The sequence below is a fragment of the Massilia sp. ST3 genome (assembly GCF_018119405.1).
Lineage (GTDB): Bacteria > Pseudomonadota > Gammaproteobacteria > Burkholderiales > Burkholderiaceae_D > Telluria.
Map to the genome: position 1 here is coordinate 12,941 of NZ_JAGPWC010000043.1, position 21,574 is coordinate 34,514.

The 21,574-nt window shown below is 67.1% G+C and carries 21 protein-coding genes; 10 read left to right on the forward strand and 11 right to left on the reverse strand.

What is annotated here, in order from left to right:
• The 3 genes from KBW98_RS15230 to KBW98_RS15240 all read left to right on the forward strand — a co-directional run bounded on the left by KBW98_RS15230 (position 1) and on the right by KBW98_RS15240 (position 3,542).
• The gene (locus KBW98_RS15230) at positions 1 to 1,128 is read left to right on the forward strand and encodes a multifunctional CCA tRNA nucleotidyl transferase/2'3'-cyclic phosphodiesterase/2'nucleotidase/phosphatase (protein ID WP_211520998.1); all 1,128 of its coding nucleotides are present in this window, start codon (positions 1 to 3) and stop codon (positions 1,126 to 1,128) included.
• Between the two features lie 131 nt (positions 1,129 to 1,259).
• Positions 1,260 to 2,792 (forward strand): diguanylate cyclase, encoded by a 1,533-nt coding sequence (locus KBW98_RS15235; RefSeq protein WP_211520999.1) that lies wholly within the window; start codon positions 1,260 to 1,262, stop codon positions 2,790 to 2,792.
• A 99-nt stretch (positions 2,793 to 2,891) separates the two neighbouring features.
• Positions 2,892 to 3,542 (forward strand): GNAT family N-acetyltransferase, encoded by a 651-nt coding sequence (locus KBW98_RS15240; protein ID WP_211521000.1) that lies wholly within the window; start codon positions 2,892 to 2,894, stop codon positions 3,540 to 3,542.
• 47 nt (positions 3,543 to 3,589) lie between these two features.
• Here the strand turns inward: KBW98_RS15240 and KBW98_RS15245 are convergent, their stop codons facing one another.
• From KBW98_RS15245 to KBW98_RS15270, 6 genes are all read right to left on the reverse strand, one after another.
• On the reverse strand, positions 3,590 to 4,036 hold the full coding sequence (locus KBW98_RS15245) for an SRPBCC family protein (protein ID WP_211521001.1): 447 nt from the start codon (positions 4,034 to 4,036) through the stop codon (positions 3,590 to 3,592).
• A gap of 90 nt (positions 4,037 to 4,126) precedes the next feature.
• Complete coding sequence (locus tag KBW98_RS15250) at positions 4,127 to 4,543, reverse strand: organic hydroperoxide resistance protein (protein WP_211521002.1); 417 nt, start codon at positions 4,541 to 4,543, stop codon at positions 4,127 to 4,129.
• Positions 4,544 to 4,698: 155 nt separating this feature from the next.
• Entirely contained in the window at positions 4,699 to 5,739 is a 1,041-nt protein-coding gene (locus tag KBW98_RS15255; protein WP_373888954.1) for an alpha/beta fold hydrolase, read from the reverse strand.
• Positions 5,740 to 5,765: 26 nt separating this feature from the next.
• Complete coding sequence (locus KBW98_RS15260; protein ID WP_211521004.1) at positions 5,766 to 6,503, reverse strand: SDR family NAD(P)-dependent oxidoreductase; 738 nt, start codon at positions 6,501 to 6,503, stop codon at positions 5,766 to 5,768.
• Between the two features lie 134 nt (positions 6,504 to 6,637).
• A complete protein-coding gene (locus KBW98_RS15265; protein WP_211521005.1) occupies positions 6,638 to 7,138 on the reverse strand; it encodes a thioredoxin family protein in 501 nt (166 codons plus the stop codon).
• 11 nt (positions 7,139 to 7,149) lie between these two features.
• The gene (locus KBW98_RS15270; RefSeq protein ID WP_211521006.1) at positions 7,150 to 7,845 is read right to left on the reverse strand and encodes a cytochrome c biogenesis CcdA family protein; all 696 of its coding nucleotides are present in this window, start codon (positions 7,843 to 7,845) and stop codon (positions 7,150 to 7,152) included.
• Between the two features lie 188 nt (positions 7,846 to 8,033).
• On the opposite strand from KBW98_RS15270, the gene KBW98_RS15275 reads away from it, so the two are divergent.
• The 3 genes from KBW98_RS15275 to KBW98_RS15285 are packed head-to-tail and all read left to right on the forward strand — an operon-like array spanning position 8,034 to position 10,452.
• Entirely contained in the window at positions 8,034 to 8,774 is a 741-nt protein-coding gene (locus tag KBW98_RS15275) for a response regulator (protein WP_211521007.1), read from the forward strand.
• Positions 8,771 to 10,099 carry an ATP-binding protein gene (locus KBW98_RS15280; RefSeq protein WP_211521008.1) on the forward strand — a complete coding sequence of 443 codons (1,329 nt, stop codon included), beginning with the start codon at positions 8,771 to 8,773 and terminating at the stop codon, positions 10,097 to 10,099. The genes KBW98_RS15275 and KBW98_RS15280 overlap by 4 nt, the downstream gene beginning before the upstream one ends.
• Positions 10,100 to 10,119: 20 nt before the next feature.
• Positions 10,120 to 10,452 (forward strand): hypothetical protein, encoded by a 333-nt coding sequence (locus KBW98_RS15285; RefSeq protein WP_211521009.1) that lies wholly within the window; start codon positions 10,120 to 10,122, stop codon positions 10,450 to 10,452.
• Here the strand turns inward: KBW98_RS15285 and KBW98_RS15290 are convergent.
• Positions 10,449 to 10,865 (reverse strand): hypothetical protein, encoded by a 417-nt coding sequence (locus KBW98_RS15290; protein WP_211521010.1) that lies wholly within the window; start codon positions 10,863 to 10,865, stop codon positions 10,449 to 10,451. The two genes, KBW98_RS15285 and KBW98_RS15290, sit on opposite strands and share 4 nt — an antisense overlap.
• Before the next feature lie 207 nt (positions 10,866 to 11,072).
• Between KBW98_RS15290 and KBW98_RS15295 the strand changes: the two genes are divergently transcribed.
• A complete protein-coding gene (locus KBW98_RS15295) occupies positions 11,073 to 11,447 on the forward strand; it encodes a group III truncated hemoglobin (protein WP_211521011.1) in 375 nt (124 codons plus the stop codon).
• A 158-nt stretch (positions 11,448 to 11,605) separates the two neighbouring features.
• On the opposite strand, the gene KBW98_RS15300 is transcribed toward KBW98_RS15295, so the two are convergent.
• Positions 11,606 to 12,115 (reverse strand): Lrp/AsnC family transcriptional regulator, encoded by a 510-nt coding sequence (locus tag KBW98_RS15300; RefSeq protein ID WP_211521012.1) that lies wholly within the window; start codon positions 12,113 to 12,115, stop codon positions 11,606 to 11,608.
• A 254-nt stretch (positions 12,116 to 12,369) separates the two neighbouring features.
• Here KBW98_RS15300 and KBW98_RS15305 point away from each other — a divergent pair, with 254 nt between their 5' ends.
• From KBW98_RS15305 to KBW98_RS15315, 3 genes are all read left to right on the forward strand, one after another.
• Positions 12,370 to 15,921, forward strand: a complete 3,552-nt coding sequence (locus KBW98_RS15305) for an indolepyruvate ferredoxin oxidoreductase family protein (protein WP_211521013.1) — start codon at positions 12,370 to 12,372, stop codon at positions 15,919 to 15,921.
• A gap of 203 nt (positions 15,922 to 16,124) precedes the next feature.
• The gene (locus KBW98_RS15310; protein WP_211521014.1) at positions 16,125 to 17,720 is read left to right on the forward strand and encodes a S41 family peptidase; all 1,596 of its coding nucleotides are present in this window, start codon (positions 16,125 to 16,127) and stop codon (positions 17,718 to 17,720) included.
• A gap of 94 nt (positions 17,721 to 17,814) precedes the next feature.
• Positions 17,815 to 19,581 carry a M14 family metallopeptidase gene (locus KBW98_RS15315; RefSeq protein WP_211521015.1) on the forward strand — a complete coding sequence of 589 codons (1,767 nt, stop codon included), beginning with the start codon at positions 17,815 to 17,817 and terminating at the stop codon, positions 19,579 to 19,581.
• 97 nt (positions 19,582 to 19,678) lie between these two features.
• Here KBW98_RS15315 and KBW98_RS15320 read toward each other — a convergent pair whose 3' ends face one another.
• From KBW98_RS15320 to KBW98_RS15330, 3 genes are all read right to left on the reverse strand, one after another.
• Positions 19,679 to 20,182, reverse strand: a complete 504-nt coding sequence (locus KBW98_RS15320) for a histidine phosphatase family protein (RefSeq protein ID WP_211521016.1) — start codon at positions 20,180 to 20,182, stop codon at positions 19,679 to 19,681.
• 74 nt (positions 20,183 to 20,256) lie between these two features.
• Entirely contained in the window at positions 20,257 to 21,174 is a 918-nt protein-coding gene (gene ttcA, locus KBW98_RS15325; protein ID WP_211521017.1) for a tRNA 2-thiocytidine(32) synthetase TtcA, read from the reverse strand.
• Entirely contained in the window at positions 21,171 to 21,569 is a 399-nt protein-coding gene (locus KBW98_RS15330; protein WP_211521018.1) for a dihydroneopterin aldolase, read from the reverse strand. Before KBW98_RS15330 ends, ttcA begins: the two co-directional genes overlap by 4 nt.
• Positions 21,570 to 21,574 lie beyond the last annotated feature (5 nt).

A 21,574-nucleotide genomic window follows, 5' to 3' on the forward strand; every position in this document is an offset into this window, starting at 1 on the left:
ATGCGCAGCTACGTCGTCGGCGGCGCGGTCCGCGATCAGCTGCTGGGCCTGCCCGTGCAGGACCGCGACCACGTGGTGGTCGGCGCCACGCCCGAGCAGATGCTGGCGGCCGGCTTTCGCCCGGTGGGCAAGGATTTCCCGGTCTTCCTGCACCCCGCCACCCAGGAGGAATACGCGCTCGCGCGCACCGAACGCAAGACGGCCAGGGGCTACCACGGCTTCGCCTTCCACACCGCGCCCGACGTCACCCTGGAGCAGGACCTGGTGCGGCGCGACCTGACCATCAACGCCATGGCCCTGGGCGAAGACGGCGCGATCGTCGACCCCTACGGCGGACAACGGGACCTGCGCGAGCGCGTGTTCCGCCACGTCTCGGAAGCCTTCGCCGAAGACCCGGTGCGCATCCTGCGCGTGGCGCGCTTCGCCGCGCGCCTGCCCGAGTTCCGCGTGGCCGCCGCCACCAACGCGCTGATGCGGCGCATGGTGGACCAGGGCGAGGTCGACGCCCTGGTGCCGGAGCGTGTCTGGCAGGAGCTGGCGCGTGGACTGATGGAAGTGCGCCCCTCGCGCATGCTGGCCGTGCTGGACGACTGCGGCGCGCTGGCCCGCATCCTTCCCGAACTCGACAGCGGTGCGCGCACCGTGGCCATGATCGACGAGGTGGCGCGGCGCGGGCACCCGCTCGAGGTACGCTTCGCGGTCCTGATGTGCGGCCTGGTTGCAGGCGAAGGCGATGTGGCGCCTGTCCAGGACGTGTGCAAGCGCCTCAAGGCGCCCAACGAATGCCGCGACCTGGCCCTGATGACGGTGCGCGAACTCGGCCTGGCGGCGCGCCAGGCGGGCGCACCCGATGCGCCTGCCCTGGTCGCGCTGTTCCAGCGCTGCGACGCCTTCCGCAAGCCGGAGCGCTTCGTCCAGATGCTGCAGGCCGCCGCCTGCGCCGCCCCGGATGCGGGCCTGCCGCCAGGCCTCGAGGAAGCGCGCTTGCTGCCGGCGCTGGCGGCGGCGCGCGGCGTGGACGCGGGTGAGATCGCCCAGCGGCATGCGGGGAACAAGGAGCAGATTCCGCACGCGGTCCATGCGGGGAGGGTGGAAGCGGTAGCGGCTGTGCTGGACGCCATGCGCTGAAGCGGAACAAAACCGGGTCGAACACGGGCAACCCGCCATGCATGTGTTACATTCGCTTACACCCTGCCTGCAATACAGTTAATAGTTTTGCTATGCTTCCCTGTCGGTAATTTGTTGCGTTGGGGGAAAATATGCTTGCCACATTGGCGCAGCGCGTAGCGAGCCTGAGTCCGCGCCGCCGTCTGCTGCTGGCAGGCCTGGCGGTGGGGGCGCTCAGCTTCCTGCTCATCTTCCTGTTCGTCCGCACCGAGGCGGTGGATCCGGAAATCCGCAACCGGGTCATGCTCAACCTGCGCGAGCTCGAGAAGCTGGACGCCGAATGGGACGCCAACATCCTGCGCGCCCACATCGGCCGCGCCCCCCGGGAGGCGCGCCTGACCACCCAGCTGCCGCGCATGCACGACCTGATGGCCCGCCTGGGCGAGGCGCTGCCCCACACCACCGGCGACGCCGCGCCGGCCGCCTACGCCCAGCTGCGCCAGTCCTTGCGCACCAAGGAGCAGCTGGTCACCCTGTTCGCCGTCCACAACCCGCCGCTGCGCGACGCCCTGCTGCACGTGCCGCCGGCCGTGGCCGACCTCAAGACGGAGTTGAGCGGTATCGAAGGCGCACTGGCGCCGGCCCGCATCGTGGTCCGGCTCGACACCACGCTGAATGCACTGCTGACTGAGATCCTGCGCTATAACCTGGCGCCGAGCCCGGCGCTGGCGACCCGCATCGACGAGATCCTGGGCGACGTCGCGGCCCAGGAAATCGCCTTCTCGCCGGCCGTGGTCGACAAGATGGACGCCCTGATCCACAGCTGCCGCGTGATCCTGGAAAAGCGTCCGCTGGAAAACCGCCTCGAAGCGCAGATCGCCGCCGCCGGCACCGGGGCCGCCCTCGACCGCCTGGGCCAGGAGTTCGACCGTTCCTTCGACACCGTGCTGCTGGAGCGCCAGCGCTTCCGCGGCTACCTGTTCGCCTATTCGGCGGTGCTGCTGATCCTGCTGGCCTACGCCGGCTGGCGCCTGCGCCGCAGCTACCGCATCATCGGCGAAGTGAACCACCGCCTGCAGGCCGCCAACGAAACCCTGGAGCAGCGCGTGGCCGAGCGCACCGCCGAGCTGGAAACCCAGTCCAGGCAGCTCGAACGCCTGGCCCAGCACGACAGCCTGACCGGCCTGATCAACTACCGCCAGCTGACCCGCCTGCTCGACCGCGCCCTGGCGCGCGCCGACCGCCGCGACAGCGTGGTGGTGCTGATGTTCATCGACCTGGACGGCTTCAAGGCCGTGAACGATACCTGGGGCCACGCCACCGGCGACCTGGTGCTGCAAATGGTGGCGCGCCGCGTCCAGGACAAGCTGCGCGCCGAGGACGCCCTGGCGCGCCTGGGCGGCGACGAATTCGTGATCATGCTCGAAGACGTCAGCTCGCGCGACGGCGCGCTGCGCGTGGCCAGGCTGGCGCTCGAGCAGATCGAGTCGATCACCGAAGCCGACGGCAATCCGGTGCGGATCTCGGCCAGCATCGGCATTGCCGCGGCCAAAGGCCAGGCTGGCGCCGCGCGCGGCCAGGCGGCCCTGCTGGCGGACGCCGACAAGGCCATGTACGAGGCCAAGCAGTCGGGCAAGGGCACCTTCGTGGTCAGCTCGCAATCCCAGTGGATCGGCCCGGTCTAGGATTCGCTGGCATTTCTGCACGGCAAGCGCGACAATCAGCGAGGACAGCCGGGTTCGGCTAGAATGCTGTTTGTTGCAGTGCACAATAAAGGTGCGACCATGTTGGACAATCCCTTGCGCCGCTGGCTCCAGGGCCTGGGCGGAAAGAAAGGCCAGCCGACCGTGCTGGTCAAGGAACTGGCCGAGCGCGACCGCCGCCGCGTGCTGAAGCATTTCCTGGCGCTGGACGCCAACGACCGCCTGCTGCGCTTCGGCAGCATGATCCCTGACGAGCAGATCAAGGCCTATGTCGCCAGGATCGACTTTTCGCAGGACATCGTGTTTGGCGTGGTCAACCGCGTCTTCCAGCTGGTCGGCGTCGGCCACCTGGCCTTCTCGACCGCCGAGGGACGCGGCACCACGAGCAAGGAGCGGGTGGCCGAATTCGGCGTCTCGGTCTCGGCATCCGCGCGCGGGCAGGGCGTCGGCACCCGCCTGTTCCAGCGCGCCGCGATCCACTGCCGCAATTCGGACATCGACACCCTGTACATGCAGTGCCTGTCCACCAACAAGACCATGATGCACATCGCCAAGAAGGCCGGCATGCAGATCAAGCGCGAATACGGCGAAGCCGACGCCTACCTGCAACTGCCGCCGCCCAGCCCGGGCAGCGTGATGGCCGAGGCGCTGGAAGAGCAGTTCGCCGTCATCGACTACACCGTCAAGGCCAACGCCCGCGCCGCCGTGAAGTGGTTCTCGCCAAAGAAGTAGATATCGTAGGGTTGGCGGCTCCGCCGCCGATCCAACGATCCGCCACCTTACTCCTTGATCTCCGCCTCGACCAGCTGCGCCAGCAGCTGCAGCGACTCCTGCCACCCGAGATAGCACATCTCGGCCGGAATCGCGGCGGGAATCCCTTCCTGCGTAATCCGCACATCGACCCCGCAGAATACCGGGCGCAGGGTGACCGTGGTCTGCATCCGCCCTGGCAGGCCGGGATCGTCGAACTCGGCCGTGTAGCGCAGGCGTTCCCCCGGCGCCAGCTCCAGGTATTCGCCGCCAAACGCATGGCTGTTGCCGGTCGCTAGGGCTGTAAAGGACATCCGGTAACGCCCGCCGACCCGGGCGTCCATCTCGTGCACGGTGCCGAAGTAGCCGTGCGGCGGCAGCCACTTGGCGAAGGCGTCCGGGTGGGTGAAGGCGCGATAGATGCGCTCCGGGGTGGTTTTCAGGACACGGTGCAGTTCAACGCTGTTGGTGGACATGATCGATTCCTTTTTCGACAGTGGCAGAGGACGGCCCTCTGCCGGCACGACGAACGGGCGGACTGGAATTCGACATGCCGGCAGGTCTTTTTACATCACGCGGATATCGACGTCGATATTGCCACGCGTCGCCTTCGAATAGGGACAGGTCTGGTGCGCGGCGTCCACCAGCGCTTGCGCGACCTCGGCGGGCAGGCCCGGCAGGTGCACGTTCAGGCGCGCCTGGAGGAAATATTCGCCGTTCAGGTTGGCCAGGTCGACTTCGGCATCGACGCAGGACTCGGAAGGCAGTTTCAGGCCGAGCTTGCCCGCAGCGAGGCCCATGGCGCCGATGAAGCAGGCCGACCAGCCGGCAGCGAACAGCTGTTCCGGATTGGTGCCGGCGCCGTGCGAGCCGGGCGAGGACAGCTTGACGTCGAGGCGGCCGTCGGTGCTGCGGGCGGAGCCGTCGCGGCCGCCAGTGGTGCGGGTCTTGCCGGTGTAAAGCACAGTGGTGGTATCACGCATGATGCATTCCTTCGTGGTGGGGTGAAAAGATTTAGCGGCCGTCGCCGGATTCGGCGACATAGACCGTGATGTCCTGGGTGGGACCGCCGGCGGCGAGGCTGCGGGCGGCGAAACGGCGGGAAGAATTGAACATGAGGTTTCCTTTCAACGATGAGTCAGATCCACTTGGCCACGTCCAGGATGGCCTGGGCAAAGGCTTGCGGCGCTTCCTGCGGCAGGTTGTGGCCGATGCCGCCAGTCAGGTGGCGGTGCTCGTACTTGCCAAGGAATTTCTTCGCATAGACCTTGGGATCCGGATGCGGGGCGCCGTTGGCGTCGCCTTCCATGGTGATGGTCGGCACCCTGACGTCCGGGAAGCGGGCCAGGCGCTGCTCCAGGTCATCGTAGCGCGCTTCCGAGGGCGCCAGGCCGAGGCGCCAGCGGTAGTTGCTGACCGAGATCGCGACGTGGTCGGGGTTGTCGAGCGATTTGGCCGAGCGCGCGAAGGTGGCGTCGTCGAATTTCCATTCCGGCGAGGCCAGCTCCCAGATCAGGCGCGCGAAGGCGTGGGTGTTCTCGCGGTAGCCCTGTTCGCCGCGCGGGGTGGCGAAGTAATACTGGTACCACCACTGCAGTTCCGCTTTTGGGGCCAGCGGCTTGCGGTTGCCTTCCTGGCTGCCGATCAGATAGCCGCTGACCGACACCAGGGCCGTGCAGCGCTGCGGCCACAGCGCCGCCAGGGTGGCCGCGATGCGCGCGCCCCAGTCGAAGCCGGCGACGATGGCCTTGTCGATCTTGAGCGCGTCCAGGAAGGCGATGGCGTCCGCGGTGAAGCTGGCCTGCTGGCCGTTGCGCGGCGTGTCCGTGGACAGGAAACGGGTGCTGCCGTAGCCGCGCAGGTGCGGCACCAGCACCCGATAGCCGGCCGCCGCCAGCACCGGCACCACGTCGATGAAGGCGTGGATGTCGTAGGGCCAGCCATGGAACAGCACGATCGGATAGCCGTTGCGCGGGCCGGCGTCGACATAGCCCACGTCCAGCACGCCGGCGCGGACCTGCCTGATGTCGGTGAAGGTGTTGCTGGCGGGCGTGATGCCGACGGCCAAGGACGAGACGGCGGCGTGCACGCTGCCGGCCAGGCCCAGTTGGGCGGCGGCCAGGCCCAGCGAGGCGGTGTTGAGGAAGCTGCGGCGTTTCAGGTTGGTCTCATTCATGATCTTCTCCAGGGTCTCGGTGGATGGGGTCACAGCGACATGCCGCCGTCGATGGTCAGGCTGGCGCCGGTCATGTAGCCGGATTCGGCGCCGGCCAGGTAGGCCGCCAGGGCGGCGACTTCATGCGGCTGGCCCACGCGCTTCACGGGTATCCATTCCTTGACCATCTCGATCATGTCGGCCGTCATGTCGGTCTCGATCGGGCCGGGCTGGATGTTGTTGATCGTGATGCCGCGCGGCGCCAGGTCGACCGCCAGCCCCTTGACCATGACGGCGACCGCGCCCTTGGTCATCGAGTACACGCTCGAGCCCGGATGCCCGCTGCGCACCGCGGCATTGCTGCCGATGGTGATCACGCGCCCGCCCGCCGGCATGTGCGGCAGCGCCGCCTGGATCGCCAGGTAGACGCCGCGCACGTTCACGTCCAGCATGCGGTCGAGCTGTTCCAGGCTGAAGGCGGCCACGTCGGCGATGTGCAGGATGCCCGCGTTGACGACCACGATGTCGATGCGCCCGAAGCGCGTCGCGGCCTGGCCGACGGCGTCCTGCAGCTCGGCCGCGCTGGCGCTGTCCGCCTTGAGCGCCAGGGCCTGCACGCCCTGCGCCTCGATGGCGGCGGCGACTTCCGCCGCCTTGGCGCCGGCGCTGGCATAGGTCAGGGCGACGTTGGCGCCGTCGCGCGCCAGGCGCAGGGCGATGGCGGCGCCGATGCCGCGCGATCCGCCGATGACGAGGGCGGTCTTGTTCTGGGTGCTAGCGTTGTTCATGTCCGGTCCTTGGTGTTTGGTATGGCTCTATTAAAAATCCTGCAGGTATCCCCACTGTGTCGGGATCCAAGCCGACTGCAATCGCATGTGTACGGCACCGGCCCGGATACACTGGGATACAAAAATGGGTCGGCTCAGTTCGCTTCCGCGAGCAGGGCGCGGATCCTGGCCTCGGTCTCCGCGTAGTCGCCCTCGCCGAAGTGCGAGTACACGACCTGGCCCTGCTTGTTGACCAGGTAGACCGCCGGCCAGTACTGGTTCGCATAGGCCTGCCAGGTGGCGTAGCGGTTGTCCTGGGCGACCGCGTAGGGAATCCCGAAGCGCTTGATGGCCGCCTGGACGTTCGAGCTCGAGCGCTCGAAGGGGTATTCGGGGGTATGCACCCCCACCACCACCAGGCCCTTGTCCTTGTACTTCTCGTGCCAGCTCTTCACGTAGGGCAGGGTGCGGATGCAGTTGATGCAGGTGTAGGTCCAGAAGTCGACCAGCACCACCTTGCCGCGCAGCTGCTGCATGCTCAGCGGGGGCGAGTTCAGCCAGTTGTTGATGCCGGTGAATTCGGGCGCGGGGCTGGCGGAAGCGGCCTGGGCGGAGAAGCTGGCGGCGGCGAACAATGCGGCGATCAGGGTTTTCATGGTGTTTCCTTTCAGAGCGAGATGACATTGGCGAGGTGGGCGTAGAGCAGGACGTCGAGCTGGAAGTAAATAACGCCGGCGGTCAGCAGGATCAGCAGGCCGAACACCTGTTGCAGGCGGTCGGTGTAGCGCGCCACGCTGCGGATGCGCTGGCGCATGAACTGGCCGCCGTAGGCGATCGCGAGCATCGGAATGCCCGCGCCTATGGCGTAGAGGAGAAGCAGGGTCGCGGACCAGCCGATATCCTGTGCCTGGGCAACCAGCACCAGGATCGAGGCCAGCACCGGGCCGGCGCAGGGCGTCCAGACCGCGCCCAGCGACATGCCGAGCAGCAGGCCGCCCAGCTTGCCCGCACGCTTCGGCGCGGAGGCGGGCAGCAGGGCGCCGGCGAAGCGGGCCGCGTGGTTCATCACCCAGGCATAGGGCGCCTTCCACAGCATGGCCAGCCCGGTCAGCGCCAGCATGGCGATGCCGGCCAGGCGCAGGGTCTCGTGGGCCAGCTCGAATTGCTGCGAGGCGCCGGCCAGCAGCAGGCCAAGCGAGGCGAAGGCCAGCACGAAGCCGGCGACGATGAAGACGGGGCGGCTGCGGTCCGTGTCTTGCAAGGAGCCGCCCAGGACAATGGGCAGGATGGGCAGCACGCAGGGCGAGGCGATGGTCAGCACGCCGCCGAGCAGGGCGAGTGGGGCGTCGATAAGATGTTGCATGGTGTCGGTCCTCCTGGTTGGATGACCGCATTACATCGCCCCGGCGTATCCCGGCTGTGTCCACGGCCGGGGTTTTTGCAATGTACTGTACCGATTCCCGGGCCGGATACACTGGGATACAAAAGTCCGTCGCGAGACGGGTATAAAGAAGCCGTGAAAGCAAGCGAAGAAACCTTTACCAGGAAACCATGGACACTCCCGACCACATCCTGATCGTCGACGACGACCTCGAGATCCGCGAACTGATCGCCGCCTACCTGGAAAAGCAGGGCATGCGCGCCGCCACCGCCGCCAACGGGCGCCAGATGCGCAGCCTGATGGAGCAGCACCAGTTCGACCTGGTGGTGCTCGACCTCATGATGCCGGGCGAGGACGGCCTGACCCTGTGCCGCGACCTGCGCGCCGGCAAGTGGCGCAGCATGCCGGTCCTGATGCTCACCGCGCGCGACGAGGAAACCGACCGCATCGTCGGCCTCGAAATGGGCGCCGACGACTACCTCACCAAGCCCTTCGCGGTGCGCGAGCTGTATGCCCGCATCCGCTCGATCCTGCGCCGCACCCGCATGCTGCCGCCCAATCTCGAGGTCAAGGAGCCCGGGCAGTTCATCGCCTTCGGCGACTGGCGGCTCGACACGGTCGGCCGCCACCTGCTGGACCGCGAGGGCACGATGGTGTCCCTGAGCGGGGCCGAGTATCGCCTGCTGCGGGTCTTCCTCGACCATCCTCAGCGCGTGCTCACCCGCGACCAGCTGCTGAACCTGACCCAGGGCCGCGAGGCTGACCTGTTCGACCGCTCGATCGACCTCCTGGTGAGCCGCGTGCGCCAGCGCCTGGGCGACGATGCGCGCGAGCCGCGCTATATCAAGACCCTGCGCAGCGAAGGCTATGTGTTCTCGTCGCCGGTGGAGTTCGTGGACGGCGCGCCATGAACATGGGCGCACTGCGCTTGCCGCGCTCCCTGTTCATGCGGCTGATGCTGGTCCTGCTGGCCGGGCTGGCGCTGGCGCAGGCGCTGACCTATGTCTGGATCATGAGCGAGCGCCGCGAAGCCACGGTCGGCCTGATGCTCAACTTCCTGGAACAGGACGTGGCCAGCTCGGTCGCCCTGCTGGACCGGCTTCCGGCCGCCGAGCGCGCCGACTGGCTGCCCCGGCTGGCGCGCCGCACCTACCGCTTCGCCATCGGTCCCGGCGAGCCAGGGCATATGCCCGACACCGAACTGTCGAAGCGCATCGCCGATTCCTTCGTCGAGTCCATCGGACGGCGTTACCGGGTCACGGCGAGCGCCGCGCCGGGCCATCCGAACCGGGTCCAGGCCCACGTGATCCTGAGCGACGGCATGCCCCTGACCATCGACATGCGGCCGGCCGGCATGCCGGTGTCGCCCTGGCTGCCCGCCGTGCTGGCGGGCCAGCTGGTCTTGCTGGCGCTGTGCACCTGGGCCGGGGTGCGCCTGGCGACCCGCCCGCTGGCCCAGCTGGCGCGCGCGGCCGACAGCCTGGGGCCCGACCTGCAGTCCGAACGGCTGCCCGAATCCGGCCCGCTCGAAGTCGCGCGCGCCGCCCGGGCCTTCAATGCGATGCAGGAGCGCATCGCCTCCTACATGAGCGAGCGCACCCAGATCCTGGCCGCGATCTCGCACGACCTGCAGACGCCGATCACGCGCATGCGCATGCGGGCCGACATGATGGACGACGAGGTCCAGCGCGACAAGATGAACCGCGACCTGCGCGAGATGGAAGCCCTGGTGAAGGACGGCGTGGCCTATGCGCGCACCCTGCACGGCGCGCGCGAGGCGCCGGTCCGGATCGACCCGGACTCCATGCTGGAAAGCCTGGCCGGCGACTACCGCGATGCGGGCCAGGACGTCAGCCTGGAAGGCAAGGCCGGCGTCTCGATCGCGGCGCGTCCCCAGGCCCTGCGCCGCGTGCTGGGCAACCTGATCGACAACGGCCTGAAGTACGCAGGCGCGGTGCGGGTCGGCGTGGCCCGGGAGCATCCTGGCGAGGTGACGATCCGGGTCAGGGATTTCGGCCCCGGCATTCCCGAGGCCGAACTGGAGAAGGTGTTCGAGCCCTTCTACCGGCTGGAAGCCTCGCGCAACCGCGACACCGGCGGCACCGGCCTGGGGCTGGCCATCGCCCGGCAGCTGGCGACGGCGATGAACGGCACGCTGGAACTGCGCAACCACCCTCAGGGCGGGCTGGAAGCGACCCTGCGCATCCGCGACCTGGAGGACGGCGCCGGCCGCTGAACCTGGGTAAAGTAGGGGCCATGACCGCTCCCGCCCACCATCCCGTCACGCCGGACGGCCGCTACTTCGTGGTGGACGGCCGCCTGTGGCGCGCCAGCAATCCGGGACTGGCGCCGGAGCAGCGCCAGGAACTGGTCAATGCGCTCATGGGCGCGCGGCGCCAGGTGGGCCTGGCCGTCAAGGCGAAGGACGCCGAGGCCGAACGCCGTGCGCGCGCCGCGGTCGATGCGGCCAAGCGCGCGCTGGGGGAGCGCGGCCCCGTCTGGTGGACCGACGGGGCCCCGGACCACAACCGGCGCATGGTGGCCAACACGCCCTATGCGCAGTGGTATGCGGGGCTGGCGCCGGACTAGGCGTGGCGGGCCGCCGCATGCAGGCGGTAGCCGGCCGGGCTGGTTCGGTACAGGTAGCCGAACAGGATGCTGAAGGTCAGGAAGATCAGGACGTTGAGCCAGGCGGTGTCCGGCGTCCCCGGCACCATCAGCTGGCGGTAGAGGCTGACCACCAGCCCGAGCCCGTGGCCGGCCAGGTTGCCGATCAGGACGTAGTGGATCTCGGCGAGTTCGACGGCGCGGCTGGCGCCCCAGTTCATGAGACCGTAGCCGGCGAGCGATGCGCCGTACAGCATGGCCATGTGGCGGCCCGTGATATTCATGCTTTCCGCGCCATAGGCGCTCATCAGCGCATCCGGCGTGAGCATCAGCATGAGGCCGAAACCCACCCCAAGGACGGCTGCGAGTCGGAAGATCAGGCGATGGTTCATCATTCCCTCCGGGATGATCGACGTGGTCGGCGCGCCTGGCGGGCGCGGCACGGCGTTGCCAACATGGCCACGCCTACTCAGCTTAGGTCGGAATCCGGGGGGCGCAAGGAGGAAGTGGAAATTTGGTGACAGGCAGGCGGCCACTGCCGGCTTTAAGCTGCATAGAAAATGCATATTTGATAGAATGGGGCATTCCATCAGAGGCAAGCGATGACCGCACCTGCAATCACCCCGTCTTCCATCATCCGGCTGGTCGATACCTTCTACGGGCGCGTACGCGAGGACGCCGTGCTCGGTCCCGTGTTCGAGGCCAAGCTGGCCGGGCGCTGGCAGGAACACATGCCGCGCATGTATGGGTTCTGGACCAAGGTCCTGCTCGGCACCGGCGAGTTCGAGGGCAATGTGTTCGGCAAGCACATGGCGCTGAGCGGCATCGAGGGCGAGCATTTCATCCGCTGGCTGATGCTGTTCAAGCTGACCACGGTGGAGGTGTTCGGCGCGGAGGAGGCGAAGGAGGCGATCCTGGTGGCGGAACGGATCGCGTCGAGTTTGCAGCTGGGGTTTTTTGGTGAGATCAGGGTGTGAACGTTCGACGCGACAATAATCGTTAGCTTAAAAACGTCATCCCCGCGAAGGCGGGGACCCAAGTTCTGCTTGCATCATCGATACGCTTGCAAACTTGGATCCCCGCCTGCGCGGGGACGACGTATGAGGCGGAGCTGAACAAAATCAGCTGACGCCTCTTATACCAATGGCATCGCCGTGGTCTCTTTGATCCGCTGCAGCGCAAAGCTCGACTTCACATCCAGCACCGCCGGATGCTTGAGCAGGGTCCCCATCATGAAGCGCGAGAAGTGGTCCATGTCGCCCACATGCACGCGCAGCAGGAAATCCATCTCGCCCGTCATCGCATAGCAGGCGACCACTTCCGGCCAGGAGCCCACCGACACCGCGAAGTCGTTGCGCGGCGAGGTGGCCGGCAGGCCCGGGGCGCGGCTGGCGCTGGCCACTTCGCTGTGCTTTTCCAGGCGCACGTTCACATAGGCCAGCAGGCCGAGGCCGATCTTGTCCGGATCGAGCAGGGCCACGTACTGGCGGATCACGCCCGCTTCCTCCAGCCGCTTGATGCGGCGCAGGCAGGGCGAGGGCGACAGGTTCACGCGCTCGGCCACGTCCTGGTTCGACAGGCGCCCGTCTGTTTGCAGGATTTCAAGAATCTTGCGGTCGGTTTTATCCAGCTCAATCTTTGACATGCTTCCCTCGGTGTTCTCGTGCATACCGCAATTTTATTGCGCAAATTGCGAAGTGGGGGGAATTGTTTGGAATTTAATGCTTGGAGGCCAGGACTATACTCTCCGCAACACGGGAGGAGACTGACCCACGCCTGCCGCGCGACCACAAGACCAAGAAGAGTCCGTCGCGCCGGCGCCACGCAGGCCAGTTCGCCATGCGGACCGGCGGCGCCCAGCCGCCTTCCGCTCATCTGAAGCGAAACACGGAGACACCAATGAACGCACCCCTGGAGCGCGCCGACCTGGCGCTGCCGCACGACATCACGCTCGACGACAAGTGGACGCTCGAGCGCGGCCGCGCCTTCATGACCGGCACCCAGGCCCTGATCCGCCTGCCCATGCTGCAGCGCGAGCGCGACCTCAAGGATGGTTTGAACACCGCCGGCTACATCACCGGCTACCGCGGTTCGCCGGTCACCTCGGTCGACCAGACCGCGATGAAGGCGAAGAAGCACCTCGAGGCCCACCACGTCAAGTTCCACCCGGGCATGAACGAAGACCTGGCGGCGACCGCCGTCTGGGGCACCCAGCAGACCAACCTGTACAAGGACGCCAAGTACGACGGCGTGTTCGCCATGTGGTACGGCAAGGGCCCGGGCGTGGACCGCTGCGGCGACGTCTTCAAGCACGGCAACAACGCCGGCTCCGCCAAGCATGGCGGCGTGCTGGTGCTGGCCGGCGACGACCACGCGGCCAAGTCCTCCTCCACCGCGCACCAGTCCGACCACATCCTGACCCACTGCGGCATCCCGGTCCTGTACCCGTCCTCGGTCCAGGAATACATCGACTTCGGCCTGCATGCCTGGGCCATGAGCCGCTACACCGGCCTGTGGGTGTCGATGAAGTGCGTGACCGACATCATCGAATCGGGCGCCGTGGTCGACCTCGACCCGGACCGCGTCCAGATCGTCACCCCCACCGACTTCGAACTGCCCCAGGGCGGCCTGAACATCCGCTGGCCGGACGCCGTGCTGGACCAGGAAGTCCGGATGAACAACTTCAAGTGGTACGCCGCGCTGGCCTACGCGCGCGCCAACAAGCTGAACCGCATCATCTGGGACAGCCCGAAGCCGAAGATCGGCATCATCACCGCCGGCAAGAGCTATGTCGACACCCGCCAGGCCCTGGCCGACCTCGGCATCGACGAAGAAGCGGCGCGCGACATCGGCCTGCGCCTGTACAAGGTCGGCATGACCTGGCCGCTCGAATCCGAAGGCGTGCACGAGTTCGCGCGCGGCCTGGACGAGATCCTGGTGGTCGAAGAAAAGCGTCAGGTGATGGAATACGCGCTCAAGGAAGCCCTGTACAACCTGCCGGACAGCGAGCGCCCGCGCGTGGTCGGCAAGTTCGATGACACTGGCGAATGGAGCAACAAGGACCGCATGGGCCACGGCGACTGGCTGCTGCCGGCCACCTACGAGCTGAGCCCGGCCCAGATCGCGCGCGCCATCGCGTCGCGCATCTCGCACTACTGCGCCGGCCACCCGGTCGAGCAGCGCGTGAAGGAACGCATCGCCTTCCTGGAAGCCAAGGAACTGGTGCTGAAGAACATCCCGGCCAAGGGCAATCCGCAGACCGACCGCATTCCTTATTTCTGCTCGGGCTGCCCGCACAACAGCTCGACCAAGGTGCCGGAAGGCTCGCGCGCCATGGCCGGCATCGGCTGCCACTACATGGTGCTGTGGATGGACCGCGAGACCTCCACCTTCACCCACATGGGCGCGGAAGGCACGACCTGGATCGGCCAGTCGCCGTTCACCGACGAGAAGCACGTCTTCGTCAACCTGGGCGACGGCACCTATTTCCACTCGGGCATCCTGGCGATCCGCGCGGCCGTGGCCGCGAAGGTCAACATCACCTACAAGATCCTGTACAACGACGCGGTCGCCATGACCGGCGGCCAGAACGTCGACGGCCCGCTCGATCCGGGCATGATCACGCGCCAGATCGCGGCCGAAGGCGTGCGCCCGATCATCGTGGTCACCGACGAGCCGGAGAAATACCCGGACGACTACGCCTGGGCCGAAGGCGTCACCGTGCGCCACCGTTCCGAACTGATGGACGTGCAGAAGGAACTGCGCGAGATGCCGGGCGTGTCGGCCGTGATCTACGACCAGACCTGCGCCTCCGAGAAGCGCCGCCGCCGCAAGAAAGGCGAGTTCCCCGACCCGGCCAAGCGCGCCGTCATCAACGAAGCCGTGTGCGAAGGCTGCGGCGACTGCTCGGTGCAGTCGAACTGCCTGTCGGTCGAGCCGCTGGAAACCGAACTGGGCCGCAAGCGCCAGATCAACCAGTCCTCCTGCAACAAAGACTTCTCCTGCGTGTCGGGCTTCTGCCCGAGCTTCGTGACCGTCGAAGGCGGCGGCCTGAAGAAGCCGAAGAAAGCGGCGACTTCCGAAGCGGCTCCGCCGGCCCTGCCGTCGCCCGCCATCCCGTCGGTGGCCGAGCCCTTCGGCATCCTGGTCGCTGGCGTCGGCGGCACCGGCGTGGTCACCGTCGGCCAGATCCTGGCGGTGGCGGCCCACGTCGAAGGCAAGGGCGCGATCGTGCTCGACCAGTCCGGCCTGGCCCAGAAGGGCGGCCCGGTGATGTCGCACGTGCGCCTGGCCGAACGCCAGTCCGACCTGCACTCGACCCGCGTGGGCACCGGCAGCGCCGACCTCGTGATCGGCTGCGACCAGATCGTCACCTCCAGCCGCGACGCCCTGAGCCGCATGGGCGAAGGCCGTACCTGGGCCGCCGTCAATTCGACCGGCGCCACCACCGCGGCCTTCGTCAAGAACCCGGACTGGCAATTCCCGGCCGAGGGTTCGCGCGGCGCCATCCTGCAGGCTTGCGGCGCCCAGAACGTCGACTTCGTCGACGCCGGCCAGATCGCCACCGCCCTGATGGGCGACGCGATCGCGACCAACATGTTCATGCTGGGCTACGCCTTCCAGAAGGGCCATGTGCCGCTGCAGGAAGCCTCGCTGCTGAAGGCGATCGAACTGAACGGCGTCTCGGTGCCCTTCAACAAGGCCGCCTTCAACTGGGGCCGCACCGCGGCGCACGACCTGGCAGCGGTCAAGAAGCTGACCACCCCGGCCCAGGTGATCGAGTTCAAGCGCACCCAGACCCTGGACGAGCTGATCAACCGCCGCGTCGAGCTGCTGACCGCCTACCAGAACGCCGCCTACGCCGCGCAGTACAAGGCCTTCGTGGACCAGGTGCGCGCCGAGGAAGCCAAGCTGGGCAAGGGCACCCGCCTGGCCGAGGCGGTCGCGCGCTACTTCTACAAGCTGATGGCCTACAAGGACGAGTACGAAGTCGCCCGCCTGCACACCGATCCGGCCTTCAAGGCCAAGATCGCGGGCATGTTCGAAGGCGACATCAAGCTCAAGTTCCACCTGGCGCCGCCGCTGCTGGCCAAGCACGACAAGGAAGGCCGCGCGATCAAGAAGGAATACGGTCCCTGGATGATGCGCGCCTTCGGCGTGCTGGCCAAGTTCAAGGGTCTGCGCGGCACCCCGCTCGACGTGTTCGGCTACACCGCCGAGCGCCGCACCGAACGCGCCCTGATCGGCGAATACCGTGCGACCGTCGAGGCGCTGCTGCCGAAGCTAACGCTCGAAAACCTTCCTCAGGCCGTGGCGATCGCCAGCATCCCGGAAGACATCCGCGGCTACGGCCACGTGAAGGAGCGCCACCTGAAGGCGGCCAAGCAGAAGGAAGCCGCGCTGGTGCAGGCTTTCCATGCGCCGGCCGGCGCGGCGTCGCAGGCTGCATAAGCCGCAGGGTTGGCGGCTTTGCCGCCGACGCGGTGATACGTAACGTATCAATATCGCATCGGTTCCGGCAACCGTTGAACGCGTCGGCGGCGAAATCGCCAACCCTACAATTAATGTATCTCTAGCATCACCTGTTGTTCGGCAGACCCAACTGTTACAGTTGCTTGCACTTGCGCCCGATATGCACGTCTATAATCGGGCGCATGAGAACGCCTTCCGCCTCCCTCCGCCTCGTCTCCACCTCGCTCGCAGCGCTGCTGCTGCTCGCCGCTTGCGGCGGTGGGGGAGGCTCGCCCGGCGCCACGGCCGGCACGACGACACCTCCGCCCACCGGCCAGCAGCCGCCCCCGGCCACGACGCCTCCGCCGCCGCCCGCCGGCCAGCAGTCGCCGGAAGACCTCAATCCCAACCTGCTGGGCGAGGCCTTCGGCACCTACTGGAACCTGTGCGCCGCCCCGCGCACCGGCGTCGACGCCAGCGGCCGGCCTTTCCCGGACCGCCAGGGCACCCTGCTCGACGAGCTGAAGTTCCTGCGCGCCTGGACCAACGAGTATTACCTCTGGTACAACGAGGTGCCGAACACCTACCGGATGGCGGATTTCACCAGCGCGCTCGACTACTTCGACGTCCTCAAGACCCCGGCGCTGACCGCCTCGGGCAAGGCCAAGGACCGGTATCACTTCACCTATCCGACCGCGGAATGGGAAGCGATGCAGAACGAAGGCATCGACCTGGGCTACGGCCTTACCTTCTCGCGCAACACCGAGCCGAAGATCCCGCGCACCTGGCTGGTGACCGCGGTCGAACCGGGCTCGCCGGCGGAAGCGGCCGGCGTGCGCCGCGGCGACATGCTGACCCGGGTCGACAACATCGATTTCATCAATGCCAGCGGCGACGCCGCGGTCGACGCCATCAACGAGGGCCTGTTCCCGACCTCGGCGGGCACGGCGCACCGCTTCACCTTCCAGCGCGCCGGCGCGCCCTTCGAGGTCACCATGACCGGCGCCGAAGTGCGCGTCGATCCGGTGAAGAACGTCAAGGTGCTGGACACCGCCAACGGCAAGGTCGGCTACCTGACCTTCGACACGCATAACGGCGTGTCCGAGAAGCAGCTGGTGGACGCCTTCACCACCTTCAAGCAGCAGGGCGTGAGCGACCTGGTGCTGGACATGCGCTACAACGGCGGTGGCCTGCTCTACGTCGCCAGCGAGCTGGCCTACATGATCGCCGGCCCGGCGGCCACCGCCGGCAAGGTGTTCGAGCGCCCGCAGTACAACGACAAGCAGGGCGCCGAGGCGCCGATCATGTTCCGCTCCACGGCCTACGGCTTCTCCTCGCCCGACCCGATCCGCGGCGGCACGGCCCTGCCTTACCTGGGCTTGAACCGCGTGACGGTGCTGAGCACCTCGGGCACCTGCTCGGCCAGCGAGGCGGTCATTAACGGCCTGCGCGGCGCCGACATCGAGGTGATCCAGATCGGCGGCGCCACCTGCGGCAAGCCCTATGGCTTCACGCCGGTGCCGAACTGCGGCACGACTTATTTCTCGATCGAGTTCAAGGGCGTGAACCACAAGGGCTACGGCGACTTCGCGGACGGCCTGGCGCCAACCTGCCAGGTGGCGGACGACCTGTCGCGCCCGGTGGGCGACCCGGCCGAAGGCCTGCTGGCCGCGGCCCTGGCCTACCGCACCAGCAACGCCTGCCCGGCGCCGTCGGCGCAGAGCCGTGCGCGCCAAGTCAAGATGGAACTGGTGCGCCCGCAGGCGAAGGAAATCGCGATCTACCCCGAGCGCCGCTAAACTGCACTTCCCGTTACCCGATGCCTTCCGGCGTCGGGCAACGCGTCTATAATCTCCGGCTTTGCGACCTCTTCACTTGCCGGAGACCTTCCCGATGATCCGTTCCGCGTTCCTGCTAGCCCTGCTTACCGCCGCGCCGCTGTCCCATGCCGCTCCCGCTTCCGCCTTGAGCACCGTCTCGGAACGCTCCGGCTTCCAGGCCACCGGCCGCTACGAGGAAGTGATCGCCCTGTGCGCCGCCTTCCAGAAGGCCTATCCGAAGCAGGTCAAGTGCATCGACTTCGGCCGCACCCCGGAAGACCGCCCGATGAAAGCCCTGATCGTGAGCGCCAGCGGCGCCTTCACGCCGCTCGACGCCAAGCGCCAGGGCCTGCCGGTGACCCTGATCCAGGGCGGCATCCACGCGGGCGAGATCGACGGCAAGGACGCCGGCTTCCTGGCCCTGCGCGAAATACTGGAAGGGCGCCTGGCCAAGGGCGCGCTGAGCAAGCAGGTGCTGCTCTTCGTCCCGGTGTTCAACGTCGACGGCCACGAGCGCTTCGGCAAGTGGAACCGCCCGAACCAGCGCGGCCCGGTCGAGATGGGCTGGCGCACCACCGCCCAGAACTACAACCTGAACCGCGACTACGTGAAGGCCGACGCGCCCGAGATGCAGGCCATGCTGGGCCTGGTGAACGCCTGGGATCCGCTGACCTATGTCGACCTGCACGTGACCGACGGCGCCAAGTTCCAGCACGACGTCTCGATCCAGGTCGAGCCGGTGTATTCGGGCGACCCGGAATTCCGCAAGGCCGGCCTGGCGCTGCGCACCAACGTCATCGCCGACATCGCCAGGCAGGGCTCGACGCCGCAGTCCTACTACATGTCCTTCGCCAAGACCGACGACCCGATGTCGGGCTTCGTCGACAGCGTGTCCGAACCGCGCTTCTCGACCGGCTACTTCCAGCTGCGCAACCGCATGGCGCTGCTGGTCGAGACCCATTCGTGGAAGGACTACCCGACCCGCGTGCGCGTCACCCACAACACCGTGATTTCGATCCTGGAGCAGGTCGCCAAACACGGCAAGGCCTGGCAGCAGGCCGCCTGGGCCGCCGACGCGCGCGCCGCGAAGCTGGCCGAAGCCAAGGTGGCGCTGACCTACCGCACCACCGACAAGACCGAGATGGTCGACTTCCAGGGCTACGAGTACACGCGCCAGCATTCGGACGTGTCGGGCATGCTGATGACCCGCTACGACGAAAGCAAGCCGCAGGTGTGGCGCGTGCCGCTGCGCCAGGAAGTGGTGCCGGACCTGGAAGTGACCGCGCCGCGCGCCGGCTACATCGTGCCGGCCGCGCATGCGGCGCAGGTGGCCGCCAAACTCAAGCTGCACGGCATCGCCTTCCGTAAGCTGGACAAGGCCGTCGAGCGCGCCGAGGTCGAGACCTTCCGCGCCGACAAGGCCAGCTTCGGCGCCACCTCCTTCGAAGGCCACCAGCGCCTGACCCTGGATGGCCAGTGGAAGACCGAGGCGCGCACCATCGGGCGCGGCGCGCTGTTCGTGCCGATCGACCAGCCGAAGGCGCGCCTGGTGATGGCGATGCTGGAGCCGCAGGCGCCCGACTCGCTGGCCGGCTGGGGCCTGTTCAACACCGCCTACGAGCGCAAGGAATACATGGAAGAGTACGTGGCGGAAGACGTGGCGCGCGAGCAGATGGCGGCCGATCCGCAGGTGGCCGCGGAGTTCCAGCGCCTGCTGGCGACCGACCCGGCCTTCGCCAAGAACCCGCACGCACGCCTGGAGTTCTTCGCGAAGCGGCATGCGTCGTGGGATGAGCGCTTCAACCTGTATCCGGTGATGCGGACGAATGTGGCGTTGTGATTGGGCGAATGACGGCGTCACGCCCTTTCACCCCTAGCCTAAAAACCGTCATTCCCGCCACTGGCGGGGATGACGGTTCAAGCGCCGACGGTGGAAATCACTGCCCCACCGACCTCAACATCACCGTCGTCACCTTCCCCTCCGCCCCGATCAGCTGGTACAGCCGGTCATACTCGTCATCCCCGATCTCCGTTCCCGGCGCCCCGCCGAACAGCGTCACCAGCTCCCCCAGCGTATTCGAGTGCCCCACCACCAGCACCGGGCCCTGGATCGTCCTGACCTTCTCCACCAGCGCCTTCGGCGCGCGCGGATCGTAGCTCTGCACCTCCAGCGCCAGAGACGCGGCCAGCGGTTTCGCGGTTTGCTGGGTACGCGCATACGGCGTGCTGAAGATGGCCGTGATGCCAGCGCGCCCCAGGATGGTGGCGATATTGCGCGCCCGCGCCTGTCCTTGCGGGGTGAGCTCGGGATCCTGGCCGACGGCGGCCTTTTCGCCATGCCGCACCAGGTAGATGATGGTCGGTTCAGCCATCGCCGCGCAGGGCAGGAGGATGGCCAGGGCCAGGGTCAGCTGCCGCAGCAGGCGGGAAGTCACGCACATTCCGATCCTTTCGAGCGAAAAAAAAGCAGGGTACCACGACCCTGCTTCTCCGTTTCATCCCGTGACCGGCCGGCTTAAAGCTGGGTCAGCGAGATGGTGTTCGGGGCCGGCGTCGAGCACGGCTCCTCGTCGAAGGCGATGTCGCCGTTCGGATTCGCCACGCCGTCCACCTTCAGGTCGGCGAAGCCGAACAGGTTGCGGTCCTGCAGGTGCGAAGGCACCACGGTGCTGAGCGAGGAGAACACATTGTCCACGCGGCCCGGGTGCTTCTTTTCCCACTCGCGCAGCATGGCCTTGATCTGCTTGCGCTGCAGGTTTTCCTGCGAGCCGCACAGGTCGCACGGGATGATCGGGAAGCCCTTCACCGCGGCGTAGCGCTCGGTGTCTTCTTCCTTCACGTAGGCCAGCGGGCGGATCACCATGTGCTTGCCGTCGTCCGAGACCAGCTTGGCCGGCATGCCCTTCAGCTTGCCGCCGAAGAACATATTCAGGAAGAAGGTCTCGAGGATGTCGTCGCGGTGGTGGCCCAGGGCGATCTTGTTGCAGCCCAGCTCGTCCGCCACGCGGTAGAGGATGCCGCGCCGCAGGCGCGAGCACAGCGAGCAGGTGGTCTTGCCTTCCGGGATCAGGCGCTTGACGATGCTGTAGGTGTCCTGGTTCTCGATGTGGTAGGGCACGCCGAGCTTGTCCAGGTAGGCCGGCAGCACCTCGGCCGGGAAGTTCGGCTGCTTCTGGTCGAGGTTCACCGCCACGATGTCGAAGTGGATCGGCGCGCGCTCGCGCAGGGTCATCAGGATGTCGAGCAGGGCGTAGCTGTCCTTGCCGCCCGACAGGCAGACCATCACCTTGTCGCCGTCCTCGATCATGTTGAAGTCGCCGATCGCCTGGCCCACCAGGCGGCACAGGCGCTTGTGCAGCTTGTTGTTCTCGTAGGCGACCTTTTCCGCCTTCTTGGTGTCGACCGCCAGCTGGTCGAGATCCGCTTCGCTCATGCTTCTTCCTTCACTTGGAACACTTCCACGCCCACGCCTTCGCAGTCGGGGTAGACGTCGGGCTTCATGGTCGACACCCGGGCCGCGCGCACGCGCGGGTGGGTCAGCATCGCCTTGACCACGTCGTCGCACAGGGTTTCCTGCAGGTGGATGTGGCCCTTGGACACGCGCTTGGCGATCGTCTCGCGCATGAAGTCGTAGTCGACCACTTCCGACAGCTGGTCGGCCTTCGGGGTCGACTGCTCGAGCGGGATGAACAGGTCGACGTTGATCAGGACACGCTGTTCCGCCTTCTTCTCGAAGTCGTGGACGCCGATGTTGATCATCACTTCGTAGTTGCGCAGGAACAGCCGGCGGCAATCGCGCAAGCTCGGGTGGGACAGGGCGGACAACATGGTTA